The organism is Mucilaginibacter sp. Mucisp86 (genome assembly GCF_047324315.1).
Taxonomy (GTDB): Bacteria; Bacteroidota; Bacteroidia; order Sphingobacteriales; family Sphingobacteriaceae; genus Mucilaginibacter.
Map to the genome: position 1 here is coordinate 5,051,707 of NZ_CP168503.1, position 26,000 is coordinate 5,077,706.

Sequence of the window (26,000 nt, forward strand, 5' to 3'; positions counted from 1 at the left end):
AGCTTTAATTTAACTTTTTAATTGTACCCCCATACAGGTAATTTAAATTACGTTTTTAATTGAATAAGCTATCCCGTTTCCCCGTTTTTCTGTTTTTGTGTTTGCTGGTTTGTATGGTGTTGTTTACAGGCCGGACCTACGCACAGAAATACATTTTTGCGCACTATGATATTGAGGATGGGCTCATCCAGTCGCAAATCAATAAGCTATCGATGGATACCGATCATCGGTTATGGATAGGTACGTTTGGTGGCGCCTGTCGTTTTGATGGAAAGGATTTTACTGCTTATACCCGTTTAACCGGTTTACCTGATAACTACGTTGCAACCATTTTTTCGGATAAAGGTGGCTGTACCTGGTTTGGTACAATGAATGGGCTTGCAAGGCTTTACCATGGGCGCATTATAAAGTATAAGCCCGATACCCCCTTGAAGCGCTATTTTGTAGGTAATATAACCCAGGACGGGGATGGAACTATCTGGGTAACATCTGCCGGCGCACTGTTCAGGATTAAAAATAATAAGATGCAGCACGTGCCCATCGGCGATGATCCTGATATTTTTATTACCAGTTTGGCCGTTAACAGCACAGGCACACTTTACGCAGCTGTTTACAAAAAGGGAATATATCGCCTTAAAGGGCAAAAATGGGAGCACGCAATAGACGTAGGCCCGCAGTATGAAGAACAGATTATTAAGCGCATTTTTTTCGATCGTTTTGATAAAAACAAAACTTACCTTTTAACCCGCTCAAGTTTATTGTGTGCAAAAGATGGGGTTGCTAAGCCACTGGATCAAAAAAACATCACCGAAAAAATAAAAGGGCAGCTTTTATGTATTGAACAGGATGCCGATGCCAATATCTGGTTGGGTACCGACAATGGTGCCTATTGTATTATGGACGATGATGAGGTGATCCACTACAACTCATCAAACGGGCTTACCGATAACTCTATCCCCGATATTTATTTTGATGCCGATAAAAACTTATGGTTGGGCAGCCTTGGTAATGGCCTTTACCGCTGTGAAGGCGACAGATATACCGTATTTGATCGTACACAGGGAATCCCGGATTCAAAAATTGTAATGTCGGTTACTGAGGATTGGAACCACAATGTTTTAATGGGGATTGATGGGGCTGGTCTTTTGCGGTATGACGGAAAAAAGACCAGTGAAGTACCGGTACCAACAGGTTCGCCATATTTAAAGGGGGTACAAAGTTTATATACCGATAAAAATGGTACTGTTTGGATAGGTACCGGTCAAACCGGGTTATGGCAGTATGATAAAAGCGGTTTCAGGCAGATAAAAAACAGTTCGGGCTTTGCTTACAACTTTATTACTGCCACTGATGACGGCACTATCTGGCTGGCTACTTCCATGGGCTGTTTTTATTATCAAAATGGCGAATTGAAACAGCTGGAGGGCATTCCTTCGTATTCGGCTTCAATGCTTGGTATGGGGCGTGATTCGGTTTTGATAGGAACACAAGGTGGGGTCATGCTTGCCGTAAATAAAAAAATAGTTCCTTCGTTCAAACTTAAATCATTTCCGGCTACTGCGGTTTACAGCATGATCCGGTACCGCGACCTGCTGCTGGTTGGTACCGACGACAGCGGCTTATATACCTGGGATATGACAACCGGGGCGGTTCATATTTATAATATAGATGACGGCCTCAAGGCCAACAGTATTTACAGCCTTGTTGCCGATGAACGCGGTAGGCTTTGGATGGGTACAGGCCGCGGGATCAACCGGATGCAGTATAATCCGGCAAAGAAAACTTTTTGGGTAATTGATAATATAGGTTCAAAAGAACCTGTGGTTGAAGCCAACCAAAACGCTATTATGCACCGCGGCCGCCAGGTTTGGATCAGCACAACTAAAGCTGTTATGGTATATAATACCATGACAAAAATGGTTGCGTCGCCACCGCCACACGTGTTCATCAAATCGGTACAGCTGATGAAAGAAGATGGTGAAAAGCGCTCCTCAATTGACCTTGATGACTGGGCCGAACTAAAACATAATCAAAACCATTTATCAATATCTTTTCTGGGGGTTTATCTTAAAAACCCGGATGCGGTATCTTACCAATATAAACTGGTTGGGTTAGATAGTGCGTTTAGTTCGCCTATGCGTAATAATGTGGTTAATTACCCTTCGCTGCCGCCAGGTACATATACATTTAAGGTAAAGGCAATAAGCCCGGATGGGCAGGTGTCTCCGCAAATGGCCAGTTTTAGTTTTGTTATAATTCCGCCTTTTTATCAAACATTTACGTTCAGGCTATTAGCTATCGTATTGTTGGTGTTTCTTGGTTTTGGAGTGCAGAATTTGGTACATCAGCGTAAAATAAAACGTGAAAAGGCCATTGAAGCCATGAAGCGTGAAGAGAAGCTAAAGATTCGCCAGCAAACAGCCGAAGATTTTCATGATGATCTGGGTAACAAATTAACCCGGATCACCGTCTTATCAGAGATACTGAATGCTAAAATAGACAAGGAGCAGGCGGATCAGCGTGGAATTGTTGATCAGATCAAACAAAACGCGGCATCATTATACAACGGCACAAAGGATATCCTGTGGGCACTTGACCCTAAAAGCGATAACCTGTATGAAACCCTCAACCATATCCGCGAGATTGGGATAGAGGTTTTTCATGATGTGCCTGTTGATTTTGAGTTTGCCACCCTTGATGAGGACATTCAGCTGGTAAAGTTACCTATGGAGTATAGTCGTAATATCACCATGATATTTAAGGAACTGTTAAATAACATCCTTAAACATGCCGATGCAGGGCTGGTGATTTTTGAACTTGACCAAAGTGATAAAAACGCGATTGCAATGAAGGTAACAGATGATGGTAAAGGGTTTGACAGCAACGCAGCCCATCGCGGGCGGGGCATCAATAATATTAACGCCCGCGCTAAACGTATCAATGCGTCATTGCTTATTAACTCACAAGCTGGTAAAGGCACGTCAGTGACGTTAAAGTTTAGTAAAAATCAACTAAGTAATTAAATATGGGGCGTACCATTAAAGTAAGTATTATTGAGGATGATGAAACCCTGCGCGATGGCTATGCCTTTTTAATTGGCGCTACAGAGGGTTATGATGTGATCAGCACTTACTGTTCATATGATGAGGCTTCAAAGAAAATAGCTACAGATAAACCAGATGTAATACTGCTGGATATAGAACTGCCCGGTGTTAATGGCATTGATGCTATTCCTAAATTAAAAAAGTTACTGCCCAATTGCTATATCCTGATCCTGACTGTTTATGAATCGGAAAAGCAAATCTTTAACGCGCTGGCAAACGGTGCTTCGGGATACCTTACTAAAAATACCCCTTCAACCAAAATCATCGAATCCATAAAAGAGGTGCGGGAAGGTGGAGGCCCGATGAGCATTAATATTGCGCGCCTGGTAATCCGCTCGTTTCAAAAAAACCAGGAATCGCCTTTATCCAAGCGTGAAACTCAGATCCTTGAACTGATAGGTGAGGGCAAAAGCCGCGGCCAGATTGCTAATGAATTGTTTATTGATCTTGAAACTGTTCGCAGCCATATCAAAAATATCTACCTTAAGCTTGACGTAAACTCTCGTGCCGATGCCATTAAACTGGCAAGGCAGAATAAATTGATATAAGGAAAAACCATGTCATTGCGAGCGTAGCGTGGCAACCGCATGCTATACAGAGCGGCCAGGCTTCCGTGCGATTGCTTCGTGCCTCGCAATGGCATGATTTTATAGCAATTCTGCCCTTTTGGGTATTGTCACCATGGGGTTCGGAAGATTTTTCAATTCCCTCCTTGGGGAGGGGTGCGGCAGCGTTGTGTAGTGGGAGGGAGGGGTTTATGCGTCGTTAAGCAGATAAGTCTGCCGTCGAAACCCCTCCCTACACCCTCCCAAGAGAGGGAATTGCACAATCCCCTGCTTTTTTAATCTTCCGAACACTTGTTGTTACCAACAATTCTGATGATCAATCCAAACGCTTATTTTCATTAATTCACAAATCCCCCAAATAGGGGGATACTATCCCCCCGCCGGTAAAGTACCTTTGATATGTTAAGTAGTTTTAACTGACCGGCTACTGTAAACCCGCTTCAAAAAATTATCCTGTACGCTGCCCCTGGCCAACAGGTTGATTTCCATTATTAAATCTGGTTTCCGTTAATAACTACTGTAACATGAAATTGAAATATATACCTGTGCACACTGCCGATTTTGAGGGACAATTAGACTTCTATACTCAAAAGTTAGGTTTCAGAATAACAGGTACAATGACATTTTACGAGGGTAGGGAAAGTACGGTGATACGGTCGGATAAATTAAATGTGGCTTTGCTTGTAACTAATAATGACAGCAACAGTGATAAGAGTAATATTATCATTAACACAACCGACTGTTTGAACGATTATCATGTGCTCCGGACGGCAGGAGTGTTCTTTTGCAAATCGCCGGCCTATTTACCGGCAGGATTGGCAGCCGAATTTTTAGACCCGGCGGGCAACAAATTTATGTTACTGGAAGAAAGAAATTATAACGAACAATAAAATCATATCACAATGGACTATTCAAAAGTATTACGCAACAACAATAAGATTGTAAGCCGCACCGGCGGCCAGAGACAAGGGCCGCAGTATACTTCAGATTTAAGCCTTCGCTTTGTTTTAAGCGGTAATGAACGTTATGATATTGGCCGCAGGCATTTATCTATTTACCCCGATTCATTTTTAATCCTGAACAGGGGCACTCAATATTCAACCGATACTGACCTTGATCAGCAGGTACAGTCGTTTGCCATTAATTTTGATCAGCAGTTTTTGCAGGATTTTAAAGATTGCTGGACATTTGGTGATGATAACCTGTTAAATAAAGGCTATGGCAACAGCAAGGCACAGCCCGAATTTAATGAAACCATATATCCTTTTGCGGGTGATATAAAATACAATGTATTTCACCTGAAACAACATCTGGACAATGGAATGCAGGACGAAATGCTGATTAACGAATACCTGCACCACACGCTCATCAATTATTTTCATATTTATAATGACGAGATCTGCAGAAAAGCCGAAAAACTCGACTTTTTAAACCAGGGCACCAGGGTTGAGATCCTGCGCCGTCTCAATCTGGCTAAGGAGTACCTGTACAGTAATTATAATCAGAATATTAGCCTTGAAGATCTCGCCGAGCATGCCTGTCTTTCGGTTAACCATTTGCTGCGCACTTTTAAGCAGGCTTTTGGTTTAACACCGCACCAGTTTTTGATACAGCTGCGTTTAAAACGCTCGTTGATGTTGCTTAAAGATACCCGCTACCCTGTAAATGAGGTAGTTGGCATGGTGGGTTTTGAGTGCCCGAGCTCGTTCATCAGGTTATTTCGCACGCATTATAAGATAACGCCGTTAAAGTACAGGCAATCAGCATAATAAGAGTTTTCTTTTTGTGTTAGGATGGTGCTTTTCACACATGTAGCACGCCTTTAACACCCTATGTTTGTAGTACCAGATAGTTTTTTGTTAAGGATATTTGGTCAGTTAATAGTTAATGAAAAAGTCAGTAACGCGAGGTCACTGACTTTTTGCTTTTAGGGGCAGATGGATGAAGAAAACATAAAAAATCACGTCATTATAGGCGTTGCGCGGCAATCGCGTGTTATACAGGGAGGCTATGCTTCCGTGCGATTGCTTCGTCGTTCCTTCTCGCAATGACATTGAATTATGGTTCTGTCCGAAAATATGCGAAAATCAACATTTGGCTTCTTTACTGTAACATTCTCCAAAAAATATCGTCTCTTAAGTTAAAACCTACTGCTATGAAATTTTTTACCATATTGGCCGTCACCGGGGGATTGTTTTTTTCTTCGCTCCAAATAGAAAAAAGCAATGTGGCAAGCATGAAACACAATAAAAACAAATGCTGTATAAACGCCAAAAAATCAAAATGCCCGCTTGCATGCAAACGGGCAAAATCAGTTAAGTTAAACAGTTAAAAACGATACAAGGTTCATCCCCTCAAAAGGCGTCCGGCGATTAAAGGGGAATCTGTTGCCGGCGCCTTTGCCGTGTTTATTTGTTCAGATCAAATTTTAATAATTCAGCATCTCCTGCTTTTACTAAAACGACTTTTGTATTTACGTTAGTACCTTTCAGTAACGACTTCGCATTTGCTGTTTTCCCTGGATCAAGACCAATCCTTTTCGGGTCGATAGTATAAGCTTTATCGGTATCACCGTAATTGAACAGCGCCAGATAAAAGCTATTACCAATTTTAAGTGAAAACTGCTCCGTTGTTCCTGTTTCTGTATTCCCCTCAACCGGTCTGAAAGCTTTTCCGTTTTGTACAATCTTTAAAACTTCGGGGTTTTGATACATAGCTTTTGCCCGATCGCTCCATTGACCATGCGTAGAGAAATCATCGCCTGTTATGAACGTTCCTGTAACAATTGCCGAGAGCATCCTTGCCCTGTTTGCGCCTTCGCTTTCGGTTGAAAGTACAACATGGTCGGCATCAATATAATTGTATAGATAAGTTTGCCACCAGCCATAGTTTACGCTGTTTAATGTATAACGGGTATCCTTTATGGTTTTAAAGGCATCGCATGCAATGCGCCGCATGTGGGCGTAACGGCCGGTTGCCAGGCTGGGGGAGATGGCCGCATAAACCAGCATCTGATCACCCAACTGATCAATCAGGTGTTCCATTCCTTTTTTATAGGCCTGCATACCCGTGGTGATCTTCGGGTCATAAAAATGACTTGATTCGGCTGCCGCATGGCCTAAAAAGTCTATCTTGATCATTTTAAAGCCGCAGGCTTTTAGTTTGCCAATCACATAGTCGATATGTTGCAAGGTACCCGGATGGGTTGGATCGGTTGCGCGGGCACCGTCAATGTCATGATAGCTGTCGCCAACCTTTGTCCACGTTTCACCATAGGTGTAGTTGCTTCCTAAAACTTTGCGATCGGGGCCGCCCTGCCATCCCCAATCGGTAAATGGAGCCCAGTACACGCCGGGTTGTAAGCCTTTTGATTTGCAGTAATCGGCAAATGATTTCAGCTTGCTAAAATCTCCTTCCCAGCCACCGCTGATCATATTATCCCAAAACGAATCCAGATCAATAAATGCAGTATTGCCATTGCGGAAGGCCGGAATGCTATCGGCAAAAAAGTCGGTTACTTTAATGGCTTTGTCGTAATTCAGTTTTTCCTGCATAACACCCCAGCTGTTCCAGCCAACAGGGGTAGGTTTTGTCCAGTTAAAGATGTAAGGAGGCTCGGCAATTCGGTTGGCTTTCCCAAACTCCTCCATACCGTTGCGCCAGTCGGCAAAGCAGCCAACAAATACCTTAGGCGATTTAACTGTATTGCCGCTGATAAAACCATGAGCAATTTTATCACGGTTTACGGCTTCTTCGGTATAACCACCCCATACTTCAAACGTATTGGCGCTGTCTTTTTTTGCAACGGTGCGCACGCCGGTTTTCCAGATCTCATGTTCCACAGATCCAAACACTAAGCCTTTGCGGCTACTATTATCAAAAACGGTTCCTACTTCTGCGCTGATATTAGTGATTGGTGCTTTAAACGCCTTTGAATCATAGCTGATGAAGGTATCATTATCGAAAGGCACAAACAGTGAGCGGGTATCGCCGGATATTACTGCCATGTTACCGGCTACCGGCTCCATATAATTTGTTTTGAGGTTTTTTCCTTTAACATAAAGTTCAACAAAAAAGTAGCCTTTATGCAATGGGTAGGTATAAAACACCTGCACCATGTTTGGCAAGTTATTGCCGCTTAGCGTGAAAGTATGTTTTACGCCTTTGCCAAAACTATCAGTTATTAGGGTTTTGCTGTAGGCGATGTTTTTATACTCCTTTGAGGTAATAAATTTTTCGTTGACGCCGGCTTTACTATAGCAATTGCTAAGTATAGTTTTGCCGTTTTCGATAACAGAAAAAGTGCCGGTTTTTTGATTGTAGCTAATAATGCCAGCGGGGCTATACGAAAATGATACATCGCCCTGTTGAGTCGGCTGAATAATGTCGCTTTTGGCTGATGCTGAAACAATTGCCGGCCGCCAAACGCAAAGCAAGCCGGACAATTGCACAGCAATTATAAGTCGGTTAAAGAATTTTTGCATGAATTTAGGTTTATTAAATGTCTAAGTTACATTTTATTTATTGAGCACAAAGATTATTTTAAATCATAACGTTTTTTATCAAATATAGCGTTGATCGAGAGGGGAGTTGTTATAAGTAAGGCACCTTTTTAGGATGCCTTACTTACGTGTAGTATGCTATTAACCTTTAGTGGCCATAATGTTTTTAACCTCGCCGTTAACTTTCACTTTAACCATACGCGGAGTAGGTGAGGTTACTTTATAAGAGGTAATCTTACCATCTTTCCATTTCATGTCAACGGTAAAATTGCCGCGGGCTTTGAGTCCTTTTACTTCGCCCTGTGCTTTCCAGGCATCGGGGATAGATGGTATCAGGTCGATAAACCCTGCATGGCTCTGGATCAGCATTTCAGCGATGCCGGCTGTTGCGCCAAAGTTGCCGTCAATCTGAAACGGCGGGCCTGCTGATAACAGGTTAGGATATACACCGCCGCCTGCACCATAATTAATGTCTGTTTTTATGGTTGGCTTCATCAGCTCTTTAAACAGTTTGTAGGTACGGTTACCATCATGCAGGCGCGCCCACCATAGTATTTTGTAAGCGATAGACCAGCTTGGGCCGTCGTCGCCACGTACTTCTAAAGTTTTCTTAGCGGCTTCGGCAAGTGCAGGAGTAGCTTCTGGGGTAATCTCAGATGCCGGGAATAAACCGTACAGGTGCGATACATGGCGGTGTTGCGGCTCGGTTTCTTTGTAATCTTCCATCCATTCCTGGATACGGCCATCTTTAGCTATAACGCCCGGAGGAGGTAGCTTTTTTACTTTGGCAGCCAGTGTTTTGCTAAACGTTGCATCTGTACCCAGCACTTTGCTTGCCGTGATCACATTGTTGAACAACTCGCGGATGATCTGGTTATCAATAGTAGGGCCTACACAGATACTGGCATGTGTGCCATCGGGCAGGTAAAAGCTGTTTTCGGGCGATGATGAAGGCGAGGTAACTAACCAGCCTGTTTTAGCATCGCTGATAAGCATACTGTTGTAAAATTGCGCGGCACCTTTCAATATCGGGTAAATTTGTTTCAGGTAGTTTTTATCACCGGTAAAATCATAATGCTGCCACAGGTTGTCGCAAAGCCAGCCAGAGCCAACTTTACAAATACCCCAGGAAGCGCTTTCGCCCGGCTCGGTGAAACCCCATGGGTTGGTAATTACGTGGGCTACCCAGCCATCAGCATTGTAATAGGCTTTTGCTGTTTTTTCACCATGGGGCACCATACCTTTAACCAGGTCGGCAAGGGGCAGGTTTAATTCCGACAGGTTAGAAACCTCAACCGGCCATTGGTTCATTTCAATGTTGATATCCAGGTGGTAATCGCCGTTCCATGGAGTATGCACTTCGTTAGCCCATAAACCCTGCAGGTTCGGCGGCAGCAAACCTACACGCGTGCTGCAGATGCTCAGGTAGCGGCCAAATTGGTAGAATAAAACCGGCAGGCTTTTATCCGCGTCAGGATTATTGCGGAAAGCGATAAGCCTTTGATCTGTCGTTAATTTTTCTGCTTCTGAGGTGCCAAGGTCAACGTTTACCCTGTTAAATAGCTTTTGAAAGTTGGCTATATGCTGCTGTTTTTCTGATGTATAAGGCTTTTTCATGGCAGCTTTCAGTGCGCCGTCCATTTTGGTGAGATACTGCGGATTCTTAAAATCTGTACCTGCCGATACATAAATGATCACCTCGGTCGCATCTTTAATAACCAGCGAGGTTGGGGTAGTGCTTAATGAGCCGCCGGTTAGTTTTGCCTTTACTCTCGCTTTGTAAGCTACACCTTTTCCATCGGTACCATTGTCCAGCTGGCCGGTAAGATCAAGTTCGTTACCCTCAGTACTGGTAACACCACGCTCCGGCCGACTGATATTGATGCTCAGGTTAAGCATTCCCGGTTTATCAGCGCTTAGTTTTATTATATCTACATCATTATCAAAACTGGTAAAGTATTCGCGCTTGTAGGTAACGCCATTTACTTGGTAAGTAGTTTTGGCAAGGGCATTGTTTAATAAAAGCTCGCGTTCGTAATTTTCATATTTTACATCTTTATCTTCAATCCCTTTATACTGATACTTAAGATTCAGGTCTCCCAGCATCTGGAAGCAGCCGAAAGGTACGCCGCCAGATCCTTTGCCCGTGCATACAAACGATTTATCGATAATGGCCTGTGCTTCTACGTTCCTGCCGGCTGCAAGCAAGCTTCTTATTTCGGGCAGTTTTTTATAAGCCTCGTAGTTATTGGCATCCTGCGATGATCCCGACCACATCGTTATATCATTCAATACCACTTTTTCGGCAGTAACACCACCATCGGGCATCATTCCTAAACGGCCGTTACCGAGAGCAACAGTTTCTTCCCAGCGTTGGGCAGGTTGCTTGTACCAAAGTTTTAATTGTTTTGTTTGTGCGTGAGTAAACGTTGTAATACCTGTTATTATTACGGTTATTAGCAGGGGCGTTCTTTTTAGCATGTTTATGTTAATTAGGTTTTCTGTTTTTATTTTATTTACCCGCTGCAATTACAGGTATCTCCTCGGCGTTTTTGTTCAGTTCCAATACAATCACATTGCTGTTTGCATCGGGTAAAGTTTGCGGTAAATCAATGCTATAACCTGTTGTATCCTGTTTATAATTTACTTTGGTCCCGCCGAGCACATAGGCGTTGGTTATGTTAACACCCGGCATATTAGGCAATGCAATTTTATCACCTTTTTTCTGAAATACGTGCAAATAGATCTTGTTTCCCTTACGTGTAACAGCATAGTTATCATTCGGAGGATAGGGACCGCCTTTGGTACCATAGATACTTTCGCCATATTTTTTTAACCAGGCCCCCATTTGCTGCAGGGTTTCAACCTGGCGTGCTTCGATGCGACCGTCGGGCATTGGGCCAACATTAAATAGCAGGTTGCCATTGCCGGCAGCGGTTTTAACCAATGTTTGGATACATTCCTGCGCGGTTTTCATTTTGTCGTTAGGTTTCCAGGCCCATTGCTGGCAAATGGTGATGCAGCTTTCCCATGGCTCGTTCATATTAAGCTGACCAATGCGCTGCTCTGGGGTAAGGTAATCTCCTACCGATTGGTCATTCAGCTTTTCGCTCTCTTTACCCAAACGGTTGTTTACGATAACGTTGCGATCAATGCTTTTGATAAATTTATAAATCTCCTGCCCATCGGCGTTGGTCCATGGTTTTTCCCAGTAACCGTCAAACCAAAGCAGGTAGGGGTGGTATTTGGTGATGAGCTCTTTTAACTCATCCTTCATTTGCGTTTTAAAGGCTACCATATTGCCCTTTACGTTTTTGGTGCTGTCGTAAGGGTTGTGAATAGGGTAATTGGGATCGTGCCAGTCGAGCACGGTATGATAGATACAAAACAGTATACCCTGCTTTTTGCAGGCTGCAGCAAGTTCGGCCACCATATCGCGTTTATAGGGTGTTTTGCTGATGTTGTAATTTGTAAACGCCGATGGCCATAAAGCAAAGCCATCGTGATGTTTGGCGGTAATCACCAGGTATTTCATACCAGCGTCTTTGGCTGCTTTTACAATGGCATCGGCATTAAATAAAACCGGGTTAAATTCCTTATACAGGTTATCATAGTCATCCTGCGCTACTTCTTTGTTGCGGCTCCAGCCAATTTCGGTGCCACGCAGGGTTACAGGTCCGAAGTGCACAAACATGCCGAAGCGTTTGGCCATAAAATCGTCCAAAACCGTTTTTGGCGTTTTTATGGGAGCAGCCTGTTGGGCGAAGCCAACTTTGATTATAGAAAGCAGGTAAAGAAAAATAATTGCTGTTTTTTTCATTAAGGAATTTTTGATGTAGATATTTAATAGAGGGCTTTGTTTTTATGATTTGTAAAATATGACCAGGCCGCCATGCGGCCCGGTATAGGAGTATTGTTATAGCAATGCGTTGTTCCAGAAGGTAAGCTCGCTCATATTGGTGTAGTTACCCTCGTTGTTTGAATTGTGTTTTATCCTGATACGGATGTAGCGTACCGGCGGCGGATTTGGATCAAAATTGACCTTTAGTGGCGCACTGCCATCATCAATCCTTTTGATCTCTTTCAGCAGTTTCCAGCCTTTGGAAATTGCTTCGGCCGTCCAGCCGGCATCATTGGCCTTTAGGGTGGTAGTTGCATTAGTGAGATCGGCTATACCCCATACTTCAAAGTCATCGGGGTTGTGGCAGCAGTTACGGCCTGTTTCCTCAATAGCTACCAGACCTTTGTACAGTGCGCCCATATCAAAAGTGATAACCACCGGAAGCGGGCCGTTGCCATCGCTATGGAAAATGTTAGGGAAACCCTGCGGACCTGAACTGCCATCCCAAAGCCTGTCAATATCGGTATCGCCTTCATAAGGTTTGGCGTCATTAGGCAGATATACTTTTTTGAAAAGCTTTTTATCGCAAATGGCAACAGAATTAATAGTTGGGAAATCCTCATAATTAGCTACATAAAATGTATCAAGAGCATTCACTGCAGGTTTGAAGGCTGATAAGAACTGGATCTTTGTATCTGCCTTATAATCTGCCAGGGTAACAGACATGCTATCGGCGCTAAGTTTTCCAAAGCTTTCTTTACCGGCTTTATTGGTGTATTTTATGTTTGTGAACACATTATGGGTACTGGTATCAACTTTGAGGAAATTAAGCGTAAGCTTACCATCGGCACTGATACCATATGGATTGCTAACGTTATAGCCTCTGTTTGACAATCCCGATTGATAGATAGGTCCGTAAACCCTGACATTATTGATATCGAGCGGGATGGAACGGTTACCCTTGGCATCGTACGAGAAAACAGTGAATGAATAAATATACTCGTTTAAGTTTGGTACGACAACCGTCAAACTATCCGAAGGATTGTGGTTGGTTGAATTAAAAGTTATCGAATCGGCCTTGTTGTTCCAGTATATGACGTAGCGCGTTATGCTGGGGTCGGTACTGGGGTTCCAGGTAATGGCGGCACGTAAGTTTCCAGGGCGTGAATGGGCATTGGCCACCGTACCGGGATACTTAACTTCATGACCGTTTAAGTACGATTCAAACTGTGTGTCTTGCTTGCTGCAACCATACAACAGGTATCCAAGCAAACAGAAAGCAGCTATTCTGACAATATTTTTCATGTTCGTTTAATCTAAATGAGTTAATACCTATTGTGGGTTACCATAAATTGAAAGCTCCATCATGTGGGCAAAGTCACCGTTCGACCACGTATCATGCACCATAAAGCGGAAGTACTTAATTGGTGTTGAGCCCGGCGGGATATTAAAGTTAACCCCTGCCGCAACGAAGTCGGCGTCGGCCGAATTGGTGAAGCCAGGTGTAAGGCCTGATGGCGGGTTTGGATAATGGTAATTACCAATATTAACCCAGTCGCCAACAATGGTTCCTACCGGAGCATAATCAGGTAGTCTTAGGTCTTGAGGAGCGTTAACGTTTGATCCCCAAATACTGAAATCTTTAGGGTTGCCATGCGCGTAGGCATACTGATTTGGTCTTTCCCATAATACAAAGCGGCTTAACTGTGCCGATACACCAAGGCTAAAAGTAACCTGTATTGGCGCAGGCGCTCCCGGAGCAGTGTGCCAGCCGTTTGAATAGCCATCGGTTTTGTTATCCCAGAGATATGGCACTTCCCAGCCGTAAGCGGTAGGGCTGTCTGTAGGGGTTTTATATACCGAAAACTTGCTCTTATCCAGCAGTGTTTCAAATATCGGGGTGAGACTAATGATAGTAGTATCTGAGATATTGCCAAACTTATCGGTTACATATACACCAAATTTTTGTGGCACCGCCGGATATCCCCTTATCGAATAATTAATGGTATCAACTTTGGTATAATGCTGATCGACAACCTCGAGTGCCTGGGTTGATTTATCAAAGGCCAATAAAATAACGCCAATATCCTTTTGATCAGGGTTCATGGCTTTGATATTCACGCCACCAAAATCAGAGGTGATGGTTAATGTAGGTTTTATCAGCTTGTAAAAAGGAGTATCAGGATGTACTTTAACTACCAGCGGATCCGACTTTATGTTGGCCCTGCTTACCGAGTAAAGTGTTACCTCATATTCCTGGCTTTTGGCAAAGCCATCAACAGTAACTGTGTCCGAATAATAGCTCGATTTGGTTTGACGGGTGGTTTTATCGTTGATGCGATACTCGGCCTGCACGTATAACAGGTTATCAGAGTTAGGCAGATCATAAGTGATATAAGCACCGCCGTTAAAGTTTTTAACTTTTACGTTGGTAACCGAGGCGGGCTTGCTCAAATCGGTCGAAACCTCCTTAACGTACCCGTCGTTCTTTTTGCATGAATTTAACCACGCCATAAACAGTACTGCCGCAAGCACCAGCGCTGTTAACGAATAATTTTTAATGCGTTTCATAATTCTTATTTATGTTGAATTAATTCATTTTTATTTGAAGGGACGCCTACCAGTAAGTAGTTTGCACCAAATTGTTGTTAACGATCAGGTCGTTGTCCTTTATTGGCCAGAAATAGTTTTTTAACCCGAAAACAGGTGTTAACACGGTATGTGGCCTGTAATAGTTACCGGCTTCAGATTCGTATATATTCCAGCCCTGCAGCGGTACGCTCAATACACTTTGTATCTCTTTCCAGCGGCGAAGGTCCCATCCGCTTTGCGCCTCAAAACAAAGCTCAATGCGGCGCTCGCGGTGTATGATATCGCGTAAACCTTCTTTAGTTGTTGGTTTGCCCGGGGTTTTTGAATAAGTTGACCATGACTCCAATACACCTTTCAAACCAGCTCTTGCCCTTACTTTATCAATGTAGTTATATACATCACTTGTTGGGCCGTTTACCTCGTTCAGGGTTTCGGCATATAAAAGGTATAAACCGGCCAGCCTCATTAACGGTAGGTGATATTCAATAGACTGAAAACCATCATCATAAACTGAAAGATAATTAGCCAGTTTTTTAGGCCAGTAACCAGTGATATTTAGCGTGTTCAAGTCTTTTGGACCTGCCAGTGAACCTGAACCTCGAGCCTCAACATGATAGGCCTGGTCCTGGTTGTAAATGCCGTTACCATACCAGATACTGCCATCGAATGCAATGTTGGCGTAAAAGCGGGTTTCGCGGCCGTAGTGCTCATTAACAGTGGTATAGCCCTGGGCTATATAATATTTATCGGCATCCCCCGCTGTTTTAAGTGCGAAACGGTTAGTATAATCATAGTTTTTATCCTCGGTTAACGGTACCCCGTTGGCTGTATAAAAAAGCTCCTGCGTTGAAATTGGAACGGCAAACGTTGATGGATTTGAGAAGATATTAACTGCCGATTTTGGCGTTAATCTTGGCGTTGCGTAACCCTGGCATGGAAAAGTTGGGTTTAATGCCCAGATCAGCTCGGGGTTTACATCCCATTTTTCGGTAACCGCGTTTTGAATAGTTAGCTCGTTACGTAACTGATCTGAAAGAGATCCAACCGTAGGCGGCGCAACAAAGGTATAAAGCTTAAGCCCGTTGGCTTCGCAGGCATCAATGGCTGCCTTACAGGCATCAGCCGCTCGTTTCCATTTCTGCGGATCGACAGTGCTTGAAAACAGCGCCTGGCCATCTTTGTTTTTCATGCTGGCATAATCGGGGTTGCCGTTAAATAAGGGGCTGGCCTGGGTGGCTAACATTTCGGCTTTAATTGATAGCGCCGTTAACTGGGTAATACGGCCAAGCTCTTTTGCCTGGTTGGTGATAACCGGCGGCAGGTCTGGAATAGCCTCATCCAGTAACTGTACGCAATAGTTAAATACCGAATCAACCGGCGAGCGTTTTACCCTTACCTCTTCGGTGCTGGCCGTAATGTCGATATTGGTCTTTACCAATGGTACAGGGCCATATAAACGGCACAGGTAGTAATGATAATATGCTTTAAGGAATTTTACCTCGGCAATCCATCTTGCTTTTTCAGATGGCGAAAGATCAACAGGCTTGTCAATGTTTTCGAGCATGATGTTACATCTGCGGATAGAACGGAATAGTGCCTGCCCGCCATTTTCACCATCCCACCAGTTTACACCAGGGCTGCTGCTGTTTTGCGTGCCGCGGATCAGGTTAAACCCATTTTCATTAAGTGGGTGATTGGTGAGGTTGTTTGGATAAATGATCTCTGATGATGTTGTAAAGCCTATGTTTGAAGTAGGGTCATAAAATTGCTGTAAGGTTGCATAGCAGGTAAACAGGTAGTTTTCGGCCTCGTTACGGTTCCTGAACGCGTACTCAAGGGTACCGGTGTTATCAGGCGTTACATCAAGATATTTTTTACATGACGCGCCCGAAACCAGGAACCCAACCAGTAATAAAAGTTTATAATATTGTTTCATAATACTAAGTATTGATCTGTAAAAAATTATAGGTTAACGTTTATGCCTAAGTTGAATACCTTTTGTATAGGGTAGGCAAAGCCGTTACCGCCAAGCTCAGGGTCCCAAAGTTTAAAGGCGCTCCAGGTATACAGGTTTAAGCCGTTAAAGTAAATGCGGCATTTGCTTACGTTTAAGCGCTTTAAAATAGATGGCGGCAATGAGTAACCAATCTCTATCGATTTAAGCCTCAGGAAACTGCCGTCGCGCATCCACCAGGTGCTGTTTTGGCGGTTGTTTTCGATCTGGTTACCGGTTACACCTAATCTTGGATAGGTAGCATAAAGGTCCTGGTTTTCCTCGCTCCAATGACTGTCGGCAAACGCCTTGATCAACTGAGTATTACCGTATATATATGGGTCGGGACTTTGAATGAACGGACTGGTACGGTTAGGGTCGATAAAGAACGACACACGTGCCTGGCCCTGGAAAAAGCAGGAGATATCAAAATTTTTAATACCTGCCGATAAACCGTAACCGTATACAATTTCGGGTACCGTTGGATAGCCGATAAAGGTTTGATCTGCGCCATCGATTTTACCGTCGCCGTTTAAGTCGCGGTATTTGATATCGCCGCCACCCGGAGGAATGCCGTTGGTTGAAAAGATCTGTGAAGGAGAGTTCTTTGCTTCGTTATCGTCAACAAATAAGCGTTCAGCAATGTATCCGTACTGACGATTTATTTCCTGGCCTTTATGGTAGCGGTAGGCTTCCTTGTACTGCGGCTCTTCGTAGTTTCCATATTTACTGCTGGCAAGGGTGAAGTTACCACGGCCCTGCAGCCAAACATCTTTGTTTATAGTCGCCTTATAATCCATTTGAAGGTCGATACCTTTGGTATCAGCAGTACCTATGTTGGCTGTAACATTGGGATTGCCGTATTGATCAAGTGCCTCAAGACCAAGTGTTGTGGGCAGCGAAGTACGTGTTTGAAGAATGTTGTAACGGTGGTATTTATAAACCTCGGCTACTACATTCAGGTTTTTAAACATAGTAAACTCAAGACCAAGGTTTAGCTGGCGCGATGTTTCCCAGGTTACGTTAGGATTTTCATAGTTGTTGATGTAAACACCGTTGCGGGTATAGCCATTATAAGTACCAAATGTGGCAGGATTGCCGCCGTTAAGGTTAACATCCGACAGGAAGAAGAAACGTTGTGAGCCAATGGCGTCATTACCTACCAAACCATAGCTGGCCCTTACTTTCATGCGGGAGATAACATCATAAAGTCCCGATCCCCAGAATTTCTCGTCAGATACGATCCATGAACCGCCGATAGTAGGGAAGAAACCAAACCTGTGATTGGCCGAAAAACGCTCGGTTCCGTTGTAACCGAAGTTAAATTCCAGGAAGTAACGGCTTTTAAATGAATAGGTAGCACGGCCTGCAAGGGTTAAGTTACGGTAAGGCAGCGAGTATTGAAGGGTTGGCCGATCAAGTACCGGATCTTTCGCTGCAGAATAAACTGTTTGCTGGCGTGTACCGATCAACGATGCACTCAGGTTATGATCGCCAAAGGCGTGATTGTAATCCAATACACCCTGAAAATAGATATACGTATTCAGGTTATCAGTGCTCGGGTCGCGGTAATAGCTCAGGTACTCAGTGGCTACGTTGTTGCCGGTTGGCTGCGGGTTAAGCCAGGTTAACGTGTACTGGTTAGTGGCCTTATCGTAGGTATTCACATTATAATAAAATGGAGAATACCCCATTTGTGACTGGAAGTAGGAATACCTGTTGGTATGGAATAAACCATGAAAGTTAAGCCCGTCGGTTATGAAATTCAGTTTTTGGTTTAACTCCAACTGGGCCGATAGCCTTGATTCTGAATAGTTTTTATGGCCGCGCAACAAGGCTGCATATGGGTTATTGTATGCGATGGCATTTGATGCAGAGCCTGCGTTGGCAGGTGCGGCGTTACCAAACAAGATATGCTTAACATCGCGGTTAGCCGAGTCGGCAGGGAAATATGCAGGGAACAATACCGGGCTGGTATGCACGGCAACGTTATACAAATCGGTAGAGAAGGAAGCATCAGCAGTAAGAGGGCCGTTATACTCATTGAATGAACCAGCAAGCCTTACAATAAGTTCGGTGCTTTTACTTAAGTTGATATTAACGTTTGAACGCAGTTGGTAATTTTCAAACTTTACGTTGTTGTTGTTATTGTTGGCGATGTCCTGGCGCAGGATCCCGTGGTCAACATTGTATGAGCCTGATACATAATAGCGGGCTACATCGCCGCCGCCGCTTACGCTCATATCGGCACGCTGTGTAGCCGTGCGCTTTTTGAAAAGCATATCCAGCCAGTCGACAGCGGGGTAAACGTATTTATTGCTGCCGGGCGCATTGCTAAGCGTTGCTTCGGTATTTAATATTTTATTTTGAGAGAAGGGGAGCGGGCTTAACGGGTCGCGGGTGATGGTGGCTTCGTTAAACAGCTTCATGTAAGTGATCGGGTCGGCAAGCTGCAGTGTTTTGGCCGATTGCGAAATGGAATTTTCCACCCGCACATTGATCTTAGCCTTGCCAACTTTACCTTCTTTTGTGCTTACCAAAATTACGCCGTTGGCACCACGCGCACCGTAAAGCGCAGTAGCGCTCGCATCTTTCAGTATCGAAAAGCTGGCGATGTCATCAACCTGCAAACGGGCAAGATCGGATGTGGAAAGCTCAACGTTATCTATCAGGATAAGCGGATCCTTTTTATAGCCGAAAGTAGTTACACCACGAATAAAGAAGCTGGAATTATCCTGCCCCGGCTGGCCGCTTGGTTGAAAGGCGATGATACCTGCCACCTGGCCGGCAAGCGCATTGGTTAAGTTACTGGCGGGTATTTTCAGGTCGGCGGGTTTAACGGTTGTTACCGAGCCTACTACAGCTTCCTTGCGTTCTTTTTTGCCATAGGCTAATACCACAACCTCATCAAGGCCGCGTTTTGATTCTTTAAGTACGATGTTTACAACCAGTTTACCTGCCGAAACGGTAAAGGTTTGATCGATAAAAGTTACGTACGATACTTTAAGGATAGTACCGGGCTCGGCATCGATCACAAATTTGCCGTTAACATCGGTAGTAGTGCCCAGGTTTTTGCGGTTGATAGCCATAATGTTGGCACCTGCAATTTTACCGCCCAGTGTGTCGGTCACGAGGCCGGTAATAGTTACCTTACTTTGTGCGTGAGTAAATTGTGCCGGGCAAATAAAGCACAGCAGTAATAATACAAAGCAATAAAAACCCGGTGCAGGCTTGTGAGACTGTCTAAGCTCCCGCCGGGTTTTGATCCGTTGGTAAAATTCTTTCATAAAAATTGGTTTGATAATGGTTCTTTATTTTTGAGATTTGGTTGATGGGTTTATTGGTTTGGGTGCCATTTAAATGCGCAAATGGTAAAAGGTTTTTCCAGTAGTAAAAGGTTTCATCATTTTTTAAATATGTTAAGTTGACAATTAAAAGTTTTGAGCTGCGTTTACAGCTTATCGCTGTTTTTTAAAAAAATCAATTGGTTAAAAAATAGATTAGCTGGCACGTGTTCCCCTTGCTGTTTTTATTCTTATCGGTGTCAATTTTCAGGCTCAGCGTGTGCGGGCCTTTTTTTAGGTCGGTACTAAAGGTTACATACCAGGGCAGGTAGATCCATGAGCTGAACTCTGTGTACAGGTCCATTTTTTTCTCAGCACCGCCGTCAATGCTGTAGCTGATAATACCCGCATCCGGGCCTGATACAATGGCCATTCCAATAGCGGTGCCGGTAAATGGCAGCGTTAATGATGAGCCCGGTTTTGTGCCAATAAGCATCGGTTTGTGTACAAAACCCTGGCGGGTGCTCAGGTTATTGTTTGGTGCCCAATCGGGGTTAATGACCCAGCCGTTCAAATTTTTTGCATTTTGAATGTTGTAATAACGGCCGTTGTTCAGATTAAACGCGTTGACCGGTTTGGGCAATGGATTGGCTTTAGACGCGGTTGTCTGCTGTTGGTCAAAGCATGAATTAAGCAGGCTTTTTATTGTGGCAAAGTAAAGTTCCTGCCCATAAATAGCCGGGTGAAGGTTTTTAAAATCATATTCCCATGAAAACTCATGGTTATTAAGCTTATCAGTAACTTCTTTAGCCAGGTTGATGGATGGTAAGCCGTAATGCTCTGCGATCAATTCGTGATTTTTGATTTGCAGCGGGGTTTTACCATTGTTATAATCCCTGATTTTATCAGGATCAACAAATGACATCATGACAATGTCCATTTGAGGATTGGCTTTTTTTGCATGCCTTACAATTCCTTCCAGGGCCCGTACTTCGGTAAGGCTGTCCAGCCCGTTCACGTTATCGTTTACCGCGGCTTCAACAAACATCAAGTCAACTTTGCCCGAATCAAGTACGTCCCGCTGTAAACGGAATGCATGCGGCACACTACCTAACGAGGGGATCCCGGCCTGTATAAAGTGAAAACTGGTTGAAGGAAAGTGTTCGGTAAGGTAGCGGCTTATCTTTTCGCGCCAGCCGGGGTTATATGTAATTGATCCGCCTAAAAAAGCTATAGTAGCTTTTTTGCCCGCATTGAATATATTGAGGCTGTTAGTAAGGCCTTTACGGGAAATAAAATAATCGGTATACGGCAATGTCTTTTTTAAAGGATAGCTGTAGCCCATGATCATATTGGCCCAATGTTCGGGATGTTCAATAGGGAAGTGGTGTCCGTCCAACTCCTGCGGACCGGCAGTTACCGGGTATATCATCATCGGCCCGCCTAAAGCGGTATAGCGTTGAGCAAGAATGTTGGTGTTTTCGGCATTGGGCACTACTTTATCATTGATACCTATGATATGGATAACCGGTACCTTAAAAGCAGCAAGGCCATCAAGGTTATCAACAGGGTTGTCTTTATAATCAAGCGCTTGTTGTTCGGTAATGTGATACGCCTGTTGCAGCTGTTTCCATAAGCTGGAATCGCCCGGAGCACCTAACTTGCCACCTGGCCAGCTTTGAATATTGCAAACGGGGGCTTCATTATAAATGCAGCTAATTTTATCAGGGTTGCGTTTGGCCCAACCATATACATATAAACCGCCACGACTAACGCCTTCAAGGGCAACTTTAGTTGCAAAAGCTTGCTTGCCGGTTAAATATTGATAAAAAAAATCCCAAACCTGCAAAGCATAGGGACTGCCGTATTGATCGTCAACATTTATGAAAGCTACATGAAAGCCTTTGGTTAGCAGGATACTATCAATGTCAGTATGCCAATCAGGAAAAGAGGCCCGCCACACCCATGGATTACCTTCGAGCGCCTTTTTAGGATTTACATAATAAGCTTTGTGAGGGCCTATGGTGATATTGATCCGTTCAAATCCTTTCCAGCTATCGTTAGCTGTATGTTGAACAGTATATACGGCTGGGGCATTGCCCGCACCGTCATTTTCATGATTTTGTGCAGAGGCAATACCGGCCGTGAACCCAAATAATAGCGTAATAAGTAAAGTTTTAATCATTCAGTATTGGTTATAACAATCCCACTTCAAAAACTTCGTCCTTTTTTTGGATTGCGGTTTCTGATTAAAAAAATATTATGTAAACCTTAATTGCTGGCGTTTATAATTAAGATAAAAATATGGAGGGCATTGGCAATAAATTGCACTTAAATTGATTTGTTTCGATACTATTTTGACATTGGTTTTTGGGTTTTGAGTAAAAAACGCATTGCTGAAACAATTTAGTTGTATTAAGTGTAGTTTTCACAACAAAATAATATTGAAAAGGACAAAAAGTTGCGCAATATGGTATTGGTTGTTTTGTTAGTTCCACTGCTGATGGTTCATGGCAGCATCCAGTGGAGTGAAGGTTCAGAAACTTACGAAGTTTTTAAAACTTCGTAAGTTTAACAGGTGGGTTTAATGTCCTATTGCTGTCAACAGTGGTTCTTCGGGCCCGTCCGAATAAGTTTTGTTTTTTACCACATAGCCTTTAACCCCGTAAAATAGTACGTATACATAGCAAGCGAGCGGCGCAATGAATGCTATTTTGATACCTGAATGGTCTGATATCAAGCCCATTATTGGTGGGATAATAGCTCCGCCTACAACACCCATAATGAGTAATGACGAGGCTACTTTGGTGTAGTCACCTGTGTTTTTGATGCTGAGCGTAAAAATAATGGGGTACATCACTGAAGTAAACAGCCCCACTATCGACAGTGAAATTATGGATACATAGCCACCCGTAAGTACCGATACTAATATCAGCGTAAACGCACCTATACTGCATAAGGTAAGCACTTTATTGGGTTTTACCTGCTTAAGCAAAAATGCTCCCAGCAGGCGCCCGGCTAAAACCAGTGCCATATAAAGCGTGATAAATAAGGCCGCTTTTTGCTCGGTAATGCCGGCAATATTTAATGATTTTGTATACCGGATAATGAAACTTACCACGCCAACTTCGGCACCCAAATAGGCAAAAACTGCCAGTACACCCAGGATAGTATGCCTAAACTGAAATACCCCCGAAAGTTTTTGACGACTGTTGCCCTCATGAATAACCGGCAGTTTTAAAAAGTAAAGTACCACGCAAAGGGCAATAAACAGTGCAGCCAGTGTAAGGTAAGGAGGAATAACCAGATGTGCCTCGCTGCTTAAAAATGTTTTTAATTGTTCGGGGCTAAAGGATTGGATGAGGTTTGCCGGGATATCCTTTTCATGCAACAAAAATTTGGAGCCGATGAAGGGCCCTATAGTAGCCCCCATGGAACCAACGGCTGCCGCCAGGCTTAACCGGCTTGAAGCATGATCCGGATCGCCAAGTTTTGAAATATAGGGGGTAGCGGTAACCTCCAGTATAGCAAAGCCCGATGCCATGGTAAACAATGCCAGCAGGAACACAGGATAAAACCTGGTTGTTGCAGCCGGATAAAATATGGCTGCCCCTATAGCTGCCAGGATAAGGCCCGTAAGCATTCCAGCCCTGTATCCCATTTTTTCAATGAAACGCCCCGCAGGCAAAGCCATCAAAAAATACGCCCCAAAAAATGCCGACTGGATCAGTGACGATTGCAGATCGGTTAGCTGGCAGGCCCGTTTAAGATGTGGGATAAGTACGTCATTGATGTTGCGGCTCAAATTCCAGAAAAACATCAGGCTCATTACTATCAGCAGAGGCGCCAGATACTTTGATGCATTACCGTTGGTTTTGTTCATGGTTAATATCTTGTTTTATCGTCTGTATCCCAGTTCGGCGCCACCGCTTACGGGCATAATGCAGCCGGTTACAAACCGGGCCGCGTCCGAAAGCAGGAAAACTGCGGCATCGGCCACTACATCACCCTCGGGGCAGTAACCTAAGGCATGGATATCATTCAGGTATTTCTCTATCGATCCGGGATCAGGCTGTTCGGCCGCCCATTGTTTAAGTAAGGGTGTCCATACACCGGCAGGCGAAACGGCATTTACCCTGATGCCATATTGCGCATAATCAAGTGCCATTGATTTGGTAAGCGCATTGATGCCGCCCTTTGTTGCGGTATAGGCAGCATGCAGGCTTTGACCGATATCGCCGGCCATACTGCTGGTATTTAAAATGCAGCCTTTTGATGCTTTAAGTAAATCAATACCGTATTTGGTTGTCCAAAACAGGCTTTTGAGATTAACATTCATCAGAGCATCCCATTCATCCTCTTCGGTTTCGTCAACAGGTTTTGAGGGATGCGCAATAGCTGCATTGTTATGAATAGCATCAAGTTTGCCATAATGTTTCCGTATCGCGTCAAAGGCTGCTTTTACATCAGCCGCCTTTGATACATCGCCGGGAATACCTTCATGGCTGCCACCAAAACGGTCAAGTGTTTTGTAAAGGGCCCGTTCATTTACATCCATTATAAAAACAGTTGCCCCCTCACGGATGTAAGCCTCAGCGCAGGCCAGGCCAATGCCCGATGCACCTCCGGTAATAAATATTACTTTGTTTAATAATTGGTCCATTTTGGGTTTTAGCTGGTTACAAGGTCGCTGCTGTTGCCTGCTTCGGCAGGTACGGCATAATAGCCCCCGCTAATATTGGCCGGATTTTTAAAATATTTGGCCAAATGCGGTATATGTTCCAAAAATAAGTTTTCGTGCCCAATAGCCACATGGTTAAATAATACCAAATGCTGATGGATCTGCCCCATATCACCTACATGCGGCACCACCGGGATATTGAATTTTTTTGCCAGCAGGCTTATCGTCAAAAATTCGGATACGCCACCAACACGCACGCAATCAACCTGGCAAAAATCCATGGCCCCGGCCTGCAAAAAGTTTTTAAAGATGATCTTATTGGGGATATGCTCACCCGCTGCAATTTTAAGCGGAGCAATTTCCCTGGCCAGCGTTTGATGGGCCAACACATCATCGGGGTGGGTGGGTTCCTCTATCCAGTAAGGGTTTATGCTACTCAGTTCTTTACAAATGGAGATCGCCTGCGGCAGGTTCCATTTTTGGTTAGCATCCAGCATAATGGTTGTTTTATCCCCTGCTTCGGCCCTAACCAGCTTTGCCCTGCGGATATCGCGCTGCGGATCATTGGAGCCTACTTTTAACTTCATGGCTGTAAAACCGCGGTCAATGGCACGTGCCACGTTCTCTTTGATCTTCTCATCGGAGTAGTTAAACCAGCCTACTGATGTATCGTATGCTTTATAGCCTGTTTGCAAAACGCCATTGCGTAGTAAGCGGCCCGAAAAATTCCCGCTTAAAATGTTTTCGGCTTCTTCAGCGGTTAACACATCTTCAAGGTAATTGAGATCAAGTGTAGCTATTAATTCTTTCGGGCTCAAATCGAGCAGAAGCTTCCAAAGCGGTACCTGGCGGCTTTTGGCCCAAAGATCGAAGCATGCGTTTACTATAGCTGCCAGTGCCAGCTGCATAACGCCTTTGTGCGGCCCCAGCCAGCGGTAAGTGGGCGAATCAAGTATTGACCGGTAAACCGAACCGAAATCGGCCATGAGTTCCTCAATTTCGCGTCCTTTTAATGTTTCAGAAAGGTATTGTATGGCTTTGCATACCAGGTCGTTACCGGCACCGAGGGTAAAGGCTAAACCAATTCCTTTTACGCCGCTATCAGTATGCAGTTCGCAAATGGCATAGGCGTATTGCGTTGAATCGTTTACGGCATCGGAGCCGGCGCCATTGCCTAAATTAAAACGCTTGTCGGTAACTTCAATTTTATTAATGTACATGTAAGTAAATATATTTTGCAAATAATTTCAGGCTGTTCTCAATAGCAAAGCCTTGATGAAAATCTTGTTTCCTGTGTTTATAAATCGGTTTATTATATCTTTTGGGGTAAGGTATAATGCTGTAAAATTAGCTCGGTTTGATTTTTTACTTTCACTTTAATTGGCAACTTTCAATAGTATTTTTGCTTATGTTTAGTTTTTTTTATGAGATCCTGTT

General features: G+C 43.9%; 15 protein-coding genes. 4 read left to right on the forward strand and 11 right to left on the reverse strand.

Annotation, left to right across the window (positions count from 1 at the left end):
- Positions 1-59: 59 nt before the first annotated feature.
- From ACEN9X_RS21330 to ACEN9X_RS21345, 4 genes are all read left to right on the forward strand, one after another.
- Positions 60-3,023, forward strand: coding sequence for a two-component regulator propeller domain-containing protein (locus tag ACEN9X_RS21330; RefSeq protein WP_413667060.1), 2,964 nt, complete (start codon positions 60-62; stop codon positions 3,021-3,023).
- A gap of 2 nt (positions 3,024-3,025) precedes the next feature.
- Positions 3,026-3,652 (forward strand): response regulator, encoded by a 627-nt coding sequence (locus ACEN9X_RS21335; protein ID WP_413667061.1) that lies wholly within the window; start codon positions 3,026-3,028, stop codon positions 3,650-3,652.
- Positions 3,653-4,194: 542 nt separating this feature from the next.
- Positions 4,195-4,560, forward strand: a complete 366-nt coding sequence (locus tag ACEN9X_RS21340; protein WP_413667062.1) for a VOC family protein — start codon at positions 4,195-4,197, stop codon at positions 4,558-4,560.
- A gap of 12 nt (positions 4,561-4,572) precedes the next feature.
- Positions 4,573-5,439, forward strand: coding sequence for a helix-turn-helix transcriptional regulator (locus ACEN9X_RS21345; RefSeq protein WP_413667063.1), 867 nt, complete (start codon positions 4,573-4,575; stop codon positions 5,437-5,439).
- A gap of 639 nt (positions 5,440-6,078) precedes the next feature.
- On the opposite strand, the gene ACEN9X_RS21350 is transcribed toward ACEN9X_RS21345, so the two are convergent.
- The 11 genes from ACEN9X_RS21350 to ACEN9X_RS21400 form a co-directional block, all read right to left on the reverse strand.
- Complete coding sequence (locus tag ACEN9X_RS21350; protein WP_413667064.1) at positions 6,079-8,154, reverse strand: alpha-galactosidase; 2,076 nt, start codon at positions 8,152-8,154, stop codon at positions 6,079-6,081.
- Between the two features lie 159 nt (positions 8,155-8,313).
- On the reverse strand, positions 8,314-10,653 hold the full coding sequence (locus tag ACEN9X_RS21355; protein ID WP_413667065.1) for a glycosyl hydrolase family 95 catalytic domain-containing protein: 2,340 nt from the start codon (positions 10,651-10,653) through the stop codon (positions 8,314-8,316).
- Positions 10,654-10,684: 31 nt separating this feature from the next.
- Positions 10,685-11,992, reverse strand: coding sequence for an alpha-L-fucosidase (locus ACEN9X_RS21360; RefSeq protein ID WP_413667066.1), 1,308 nt, complete (start codon positions 11,990-11,992; stop codon positions 10,685-10,687).
- Positions 11,993-12,088: 96 nt separating this feature from the next.
- Positions 12,089-13,318: a DUF4998 domain-containing protein gene (locus ACEN9X_RS21365; protein WP_413667067.1), complete on the reverse strand. Its 1,230-nt coding sequence runs from the start codon at positions 13,316-13,318 to the stop codon at positions 12,089-12,091.
- A gap of 27 nt (positions 13,319-13,345) precedes the next feature.
- Positions 13,346-14,584 (reverse strand): DUF5000 domain-containing lipoprotein, encoded by a 1,239-nt coding sequence (locus tag ACEN9X_RS21370; RefSeq protein WP_413667068.1) that lies wholly within the window; start codon positions 14,582-14,584, stop codon positions 13,346-13,348.
- 46 nt (positions 14,585-14,630) lie between these two features.
- On the reverse strand, positions 14,631-16,541 hold the full coding sequence (locus tag ACEN9X_RS21375) for a RagB/SusD family nutrient uptake outer membrane protein (protein WP_413667069.1): 1,911 nt from the start codon (positions 16,539-16,541) through the stop codon (positions 14,631-14,633).
- A gap of 26 nt (positions 16,542-16,567) precedes the next feature.
- The gene (locus ACEN9X_RS21380; protein WP_413667070.1) at positions 16,568-19,885 is read right to left on the reverse strand and encodes a SusC/RagA family TonB-linked outer membrane protein; all 3,318 of its coding nucleotides are present in this window, start codon (positions 19,883-19,885) and stop codon (positions 16,568-16,570) included.
- 193 nt (positions 19,886-20,078) lie between these two features.
- On the reverse strand, positions 20,079-22,067 hold the full coding sequence (locus ACEN9X_RS21385; protein ID WP_413667071.1) for a GDSL-type esterase/lipase family protein: 1,989 nt from the start codon (positions 22,065-22,067) through the stop codon (positions 20,079-20,081).
- Between the two features lie 399 nt (positions 22,068-22,466).
- Positions 22,467-23,765 (reverse strand): L-fucose:H+ symporter permease, encoded by a 1,299-nt coding sequence (fucP, locus tag ACEN9X_RS21390; RefSeq protein WP_413667072.1) that lies wholly within the window; start codon positions 23,763-23,765, stop codon positions 22,467-22,469.
- A 15-nt stretch (positions 23,766-23,780) separates the two neighbouring features.
- Positions 23,781-24,545, reverse strand: coding sequence for an SDR family NAD(P)-dependent oxidoreductase (locus ACEN9X_RS21395; RefSeq protein WP_413667073.1), 765 nt, complete (start codon positions 24,543-24,545; stop codon positions 23,781-23,783).
- Between the two features lie 8 nt (positions 24,546-24,553).
- Positions 24,554-25,783, reverse strand: a complete 1,230-nt coding sequence (locus tag ACEN9X_RS21400; RefSeq protein ID WP_413667074.1) for an enolase C-terminal domain-like protein — start codon at positions 25,781-25,783, stop codon at positions 24,554-24,556.
- Between the last annotated feature and the right edge of the window lie 217 nt (positions 25,784-26,000).

Bases quoted from the DNA above. Each gene is read 5' to 3' on its own strand.
- ACEN9X_RS21335 (WP_413667061.1), top strand. From the start codon at position 3,026: ATGGGGCGTACCATTAAAGTAAGTATTATTGAGGATGATGAAACCCTG.
- ACEN9X_RS21340 (WP_413667062.1), top strand. From the start codon at position 4,195: ATGAAATTGAAATATATACCTGTGCACACTGCCGATTTTGAGGGACAA.
- ACEN9X_RS21345 (WP_413667063.1), top strand. From the start codon at position 4,573: ATGGACTATTCAAAAGTATTACGCAACAACAATAAGATTGTAAGCCGC.
- ACEN9X_RS21350 (WP_413667064.1), bottom strand. From the start codon at position 8,154: ATGCAAAAATTCTTTAACCGACTTATAATTGCTGTGCAATTGTCCGGC.
- ACEN9X_RS21355 (WP_413667065.1), bottom strand. From the start codon at position 10,653: ATGCTAAAAAGAACGCCCCTGCTAATAACCGTAATAATAACAGGTATT.
- ACEN9X_RS21360 (WP_413667066.1), bottom strand. From the start codon at position 11,992: ATGAAAAAAACAGCAATTATTTTTCTTTACCTGCTTTCTATAATCAAA.
- ACEN9X_RS21365 (WP_413667067.1), bottom strand. From the start codon at position 13,318: ATGAAAAATATTGTCAGAATAGCTGCTTTCTGTTTGCTTGGATACCTG.
- ACEN9X_RS21370 (WP_413667068.1), bottom strand. From the start codon at position 14,584: ATGAAACGCATTAAAAATTATTCGTTAACAGCGCTGGTGCTTGCGGCA.
- ACEN9X_RS21375 (WP_413667069.1), bottom strand. From the start codon at position 16,541: ATGAAACAATATTATAAACTTTTATTACTGGTTGGGTTCCTGGTTTCG.
- ACEN9X_RS21380 (WP_413667070.1), bottom strand. From the start codon at position 19,885: ATGAAAGAATTTTACCAACGGATCAAAACCCGGCGGGAGCTTAGACAG.
- ACEN9X_RS21385 (WP_413667071.1), bottom strand. From the start codon at position 22,067: ATGATTAAAACTTTACTTATTACGCTATTATTTGGGTTCACGGCCGGT.
- fucP (WP_413667072.1), bottom strand. From the start codon at position 23,765: ATGAACAAAACCAACGGTAATGCATCAAAGTATCTGGCGCCTCTGCTG.
- ACEN9X_RS21395 (WP_413667073.1), bottom strand. From the start codon at position 24,545: ATGGACCAATTATTAAACAAAGTAATATTTATTACCGGAGGTGCATCG.
- ACEN9X_RS21400 (WP_413667074.1), bottom strand. From the start codon at position 25,783: ATGTACATTAATAAAATTGAAGTTACCGACAAGCGTTTTAATTTAGGC.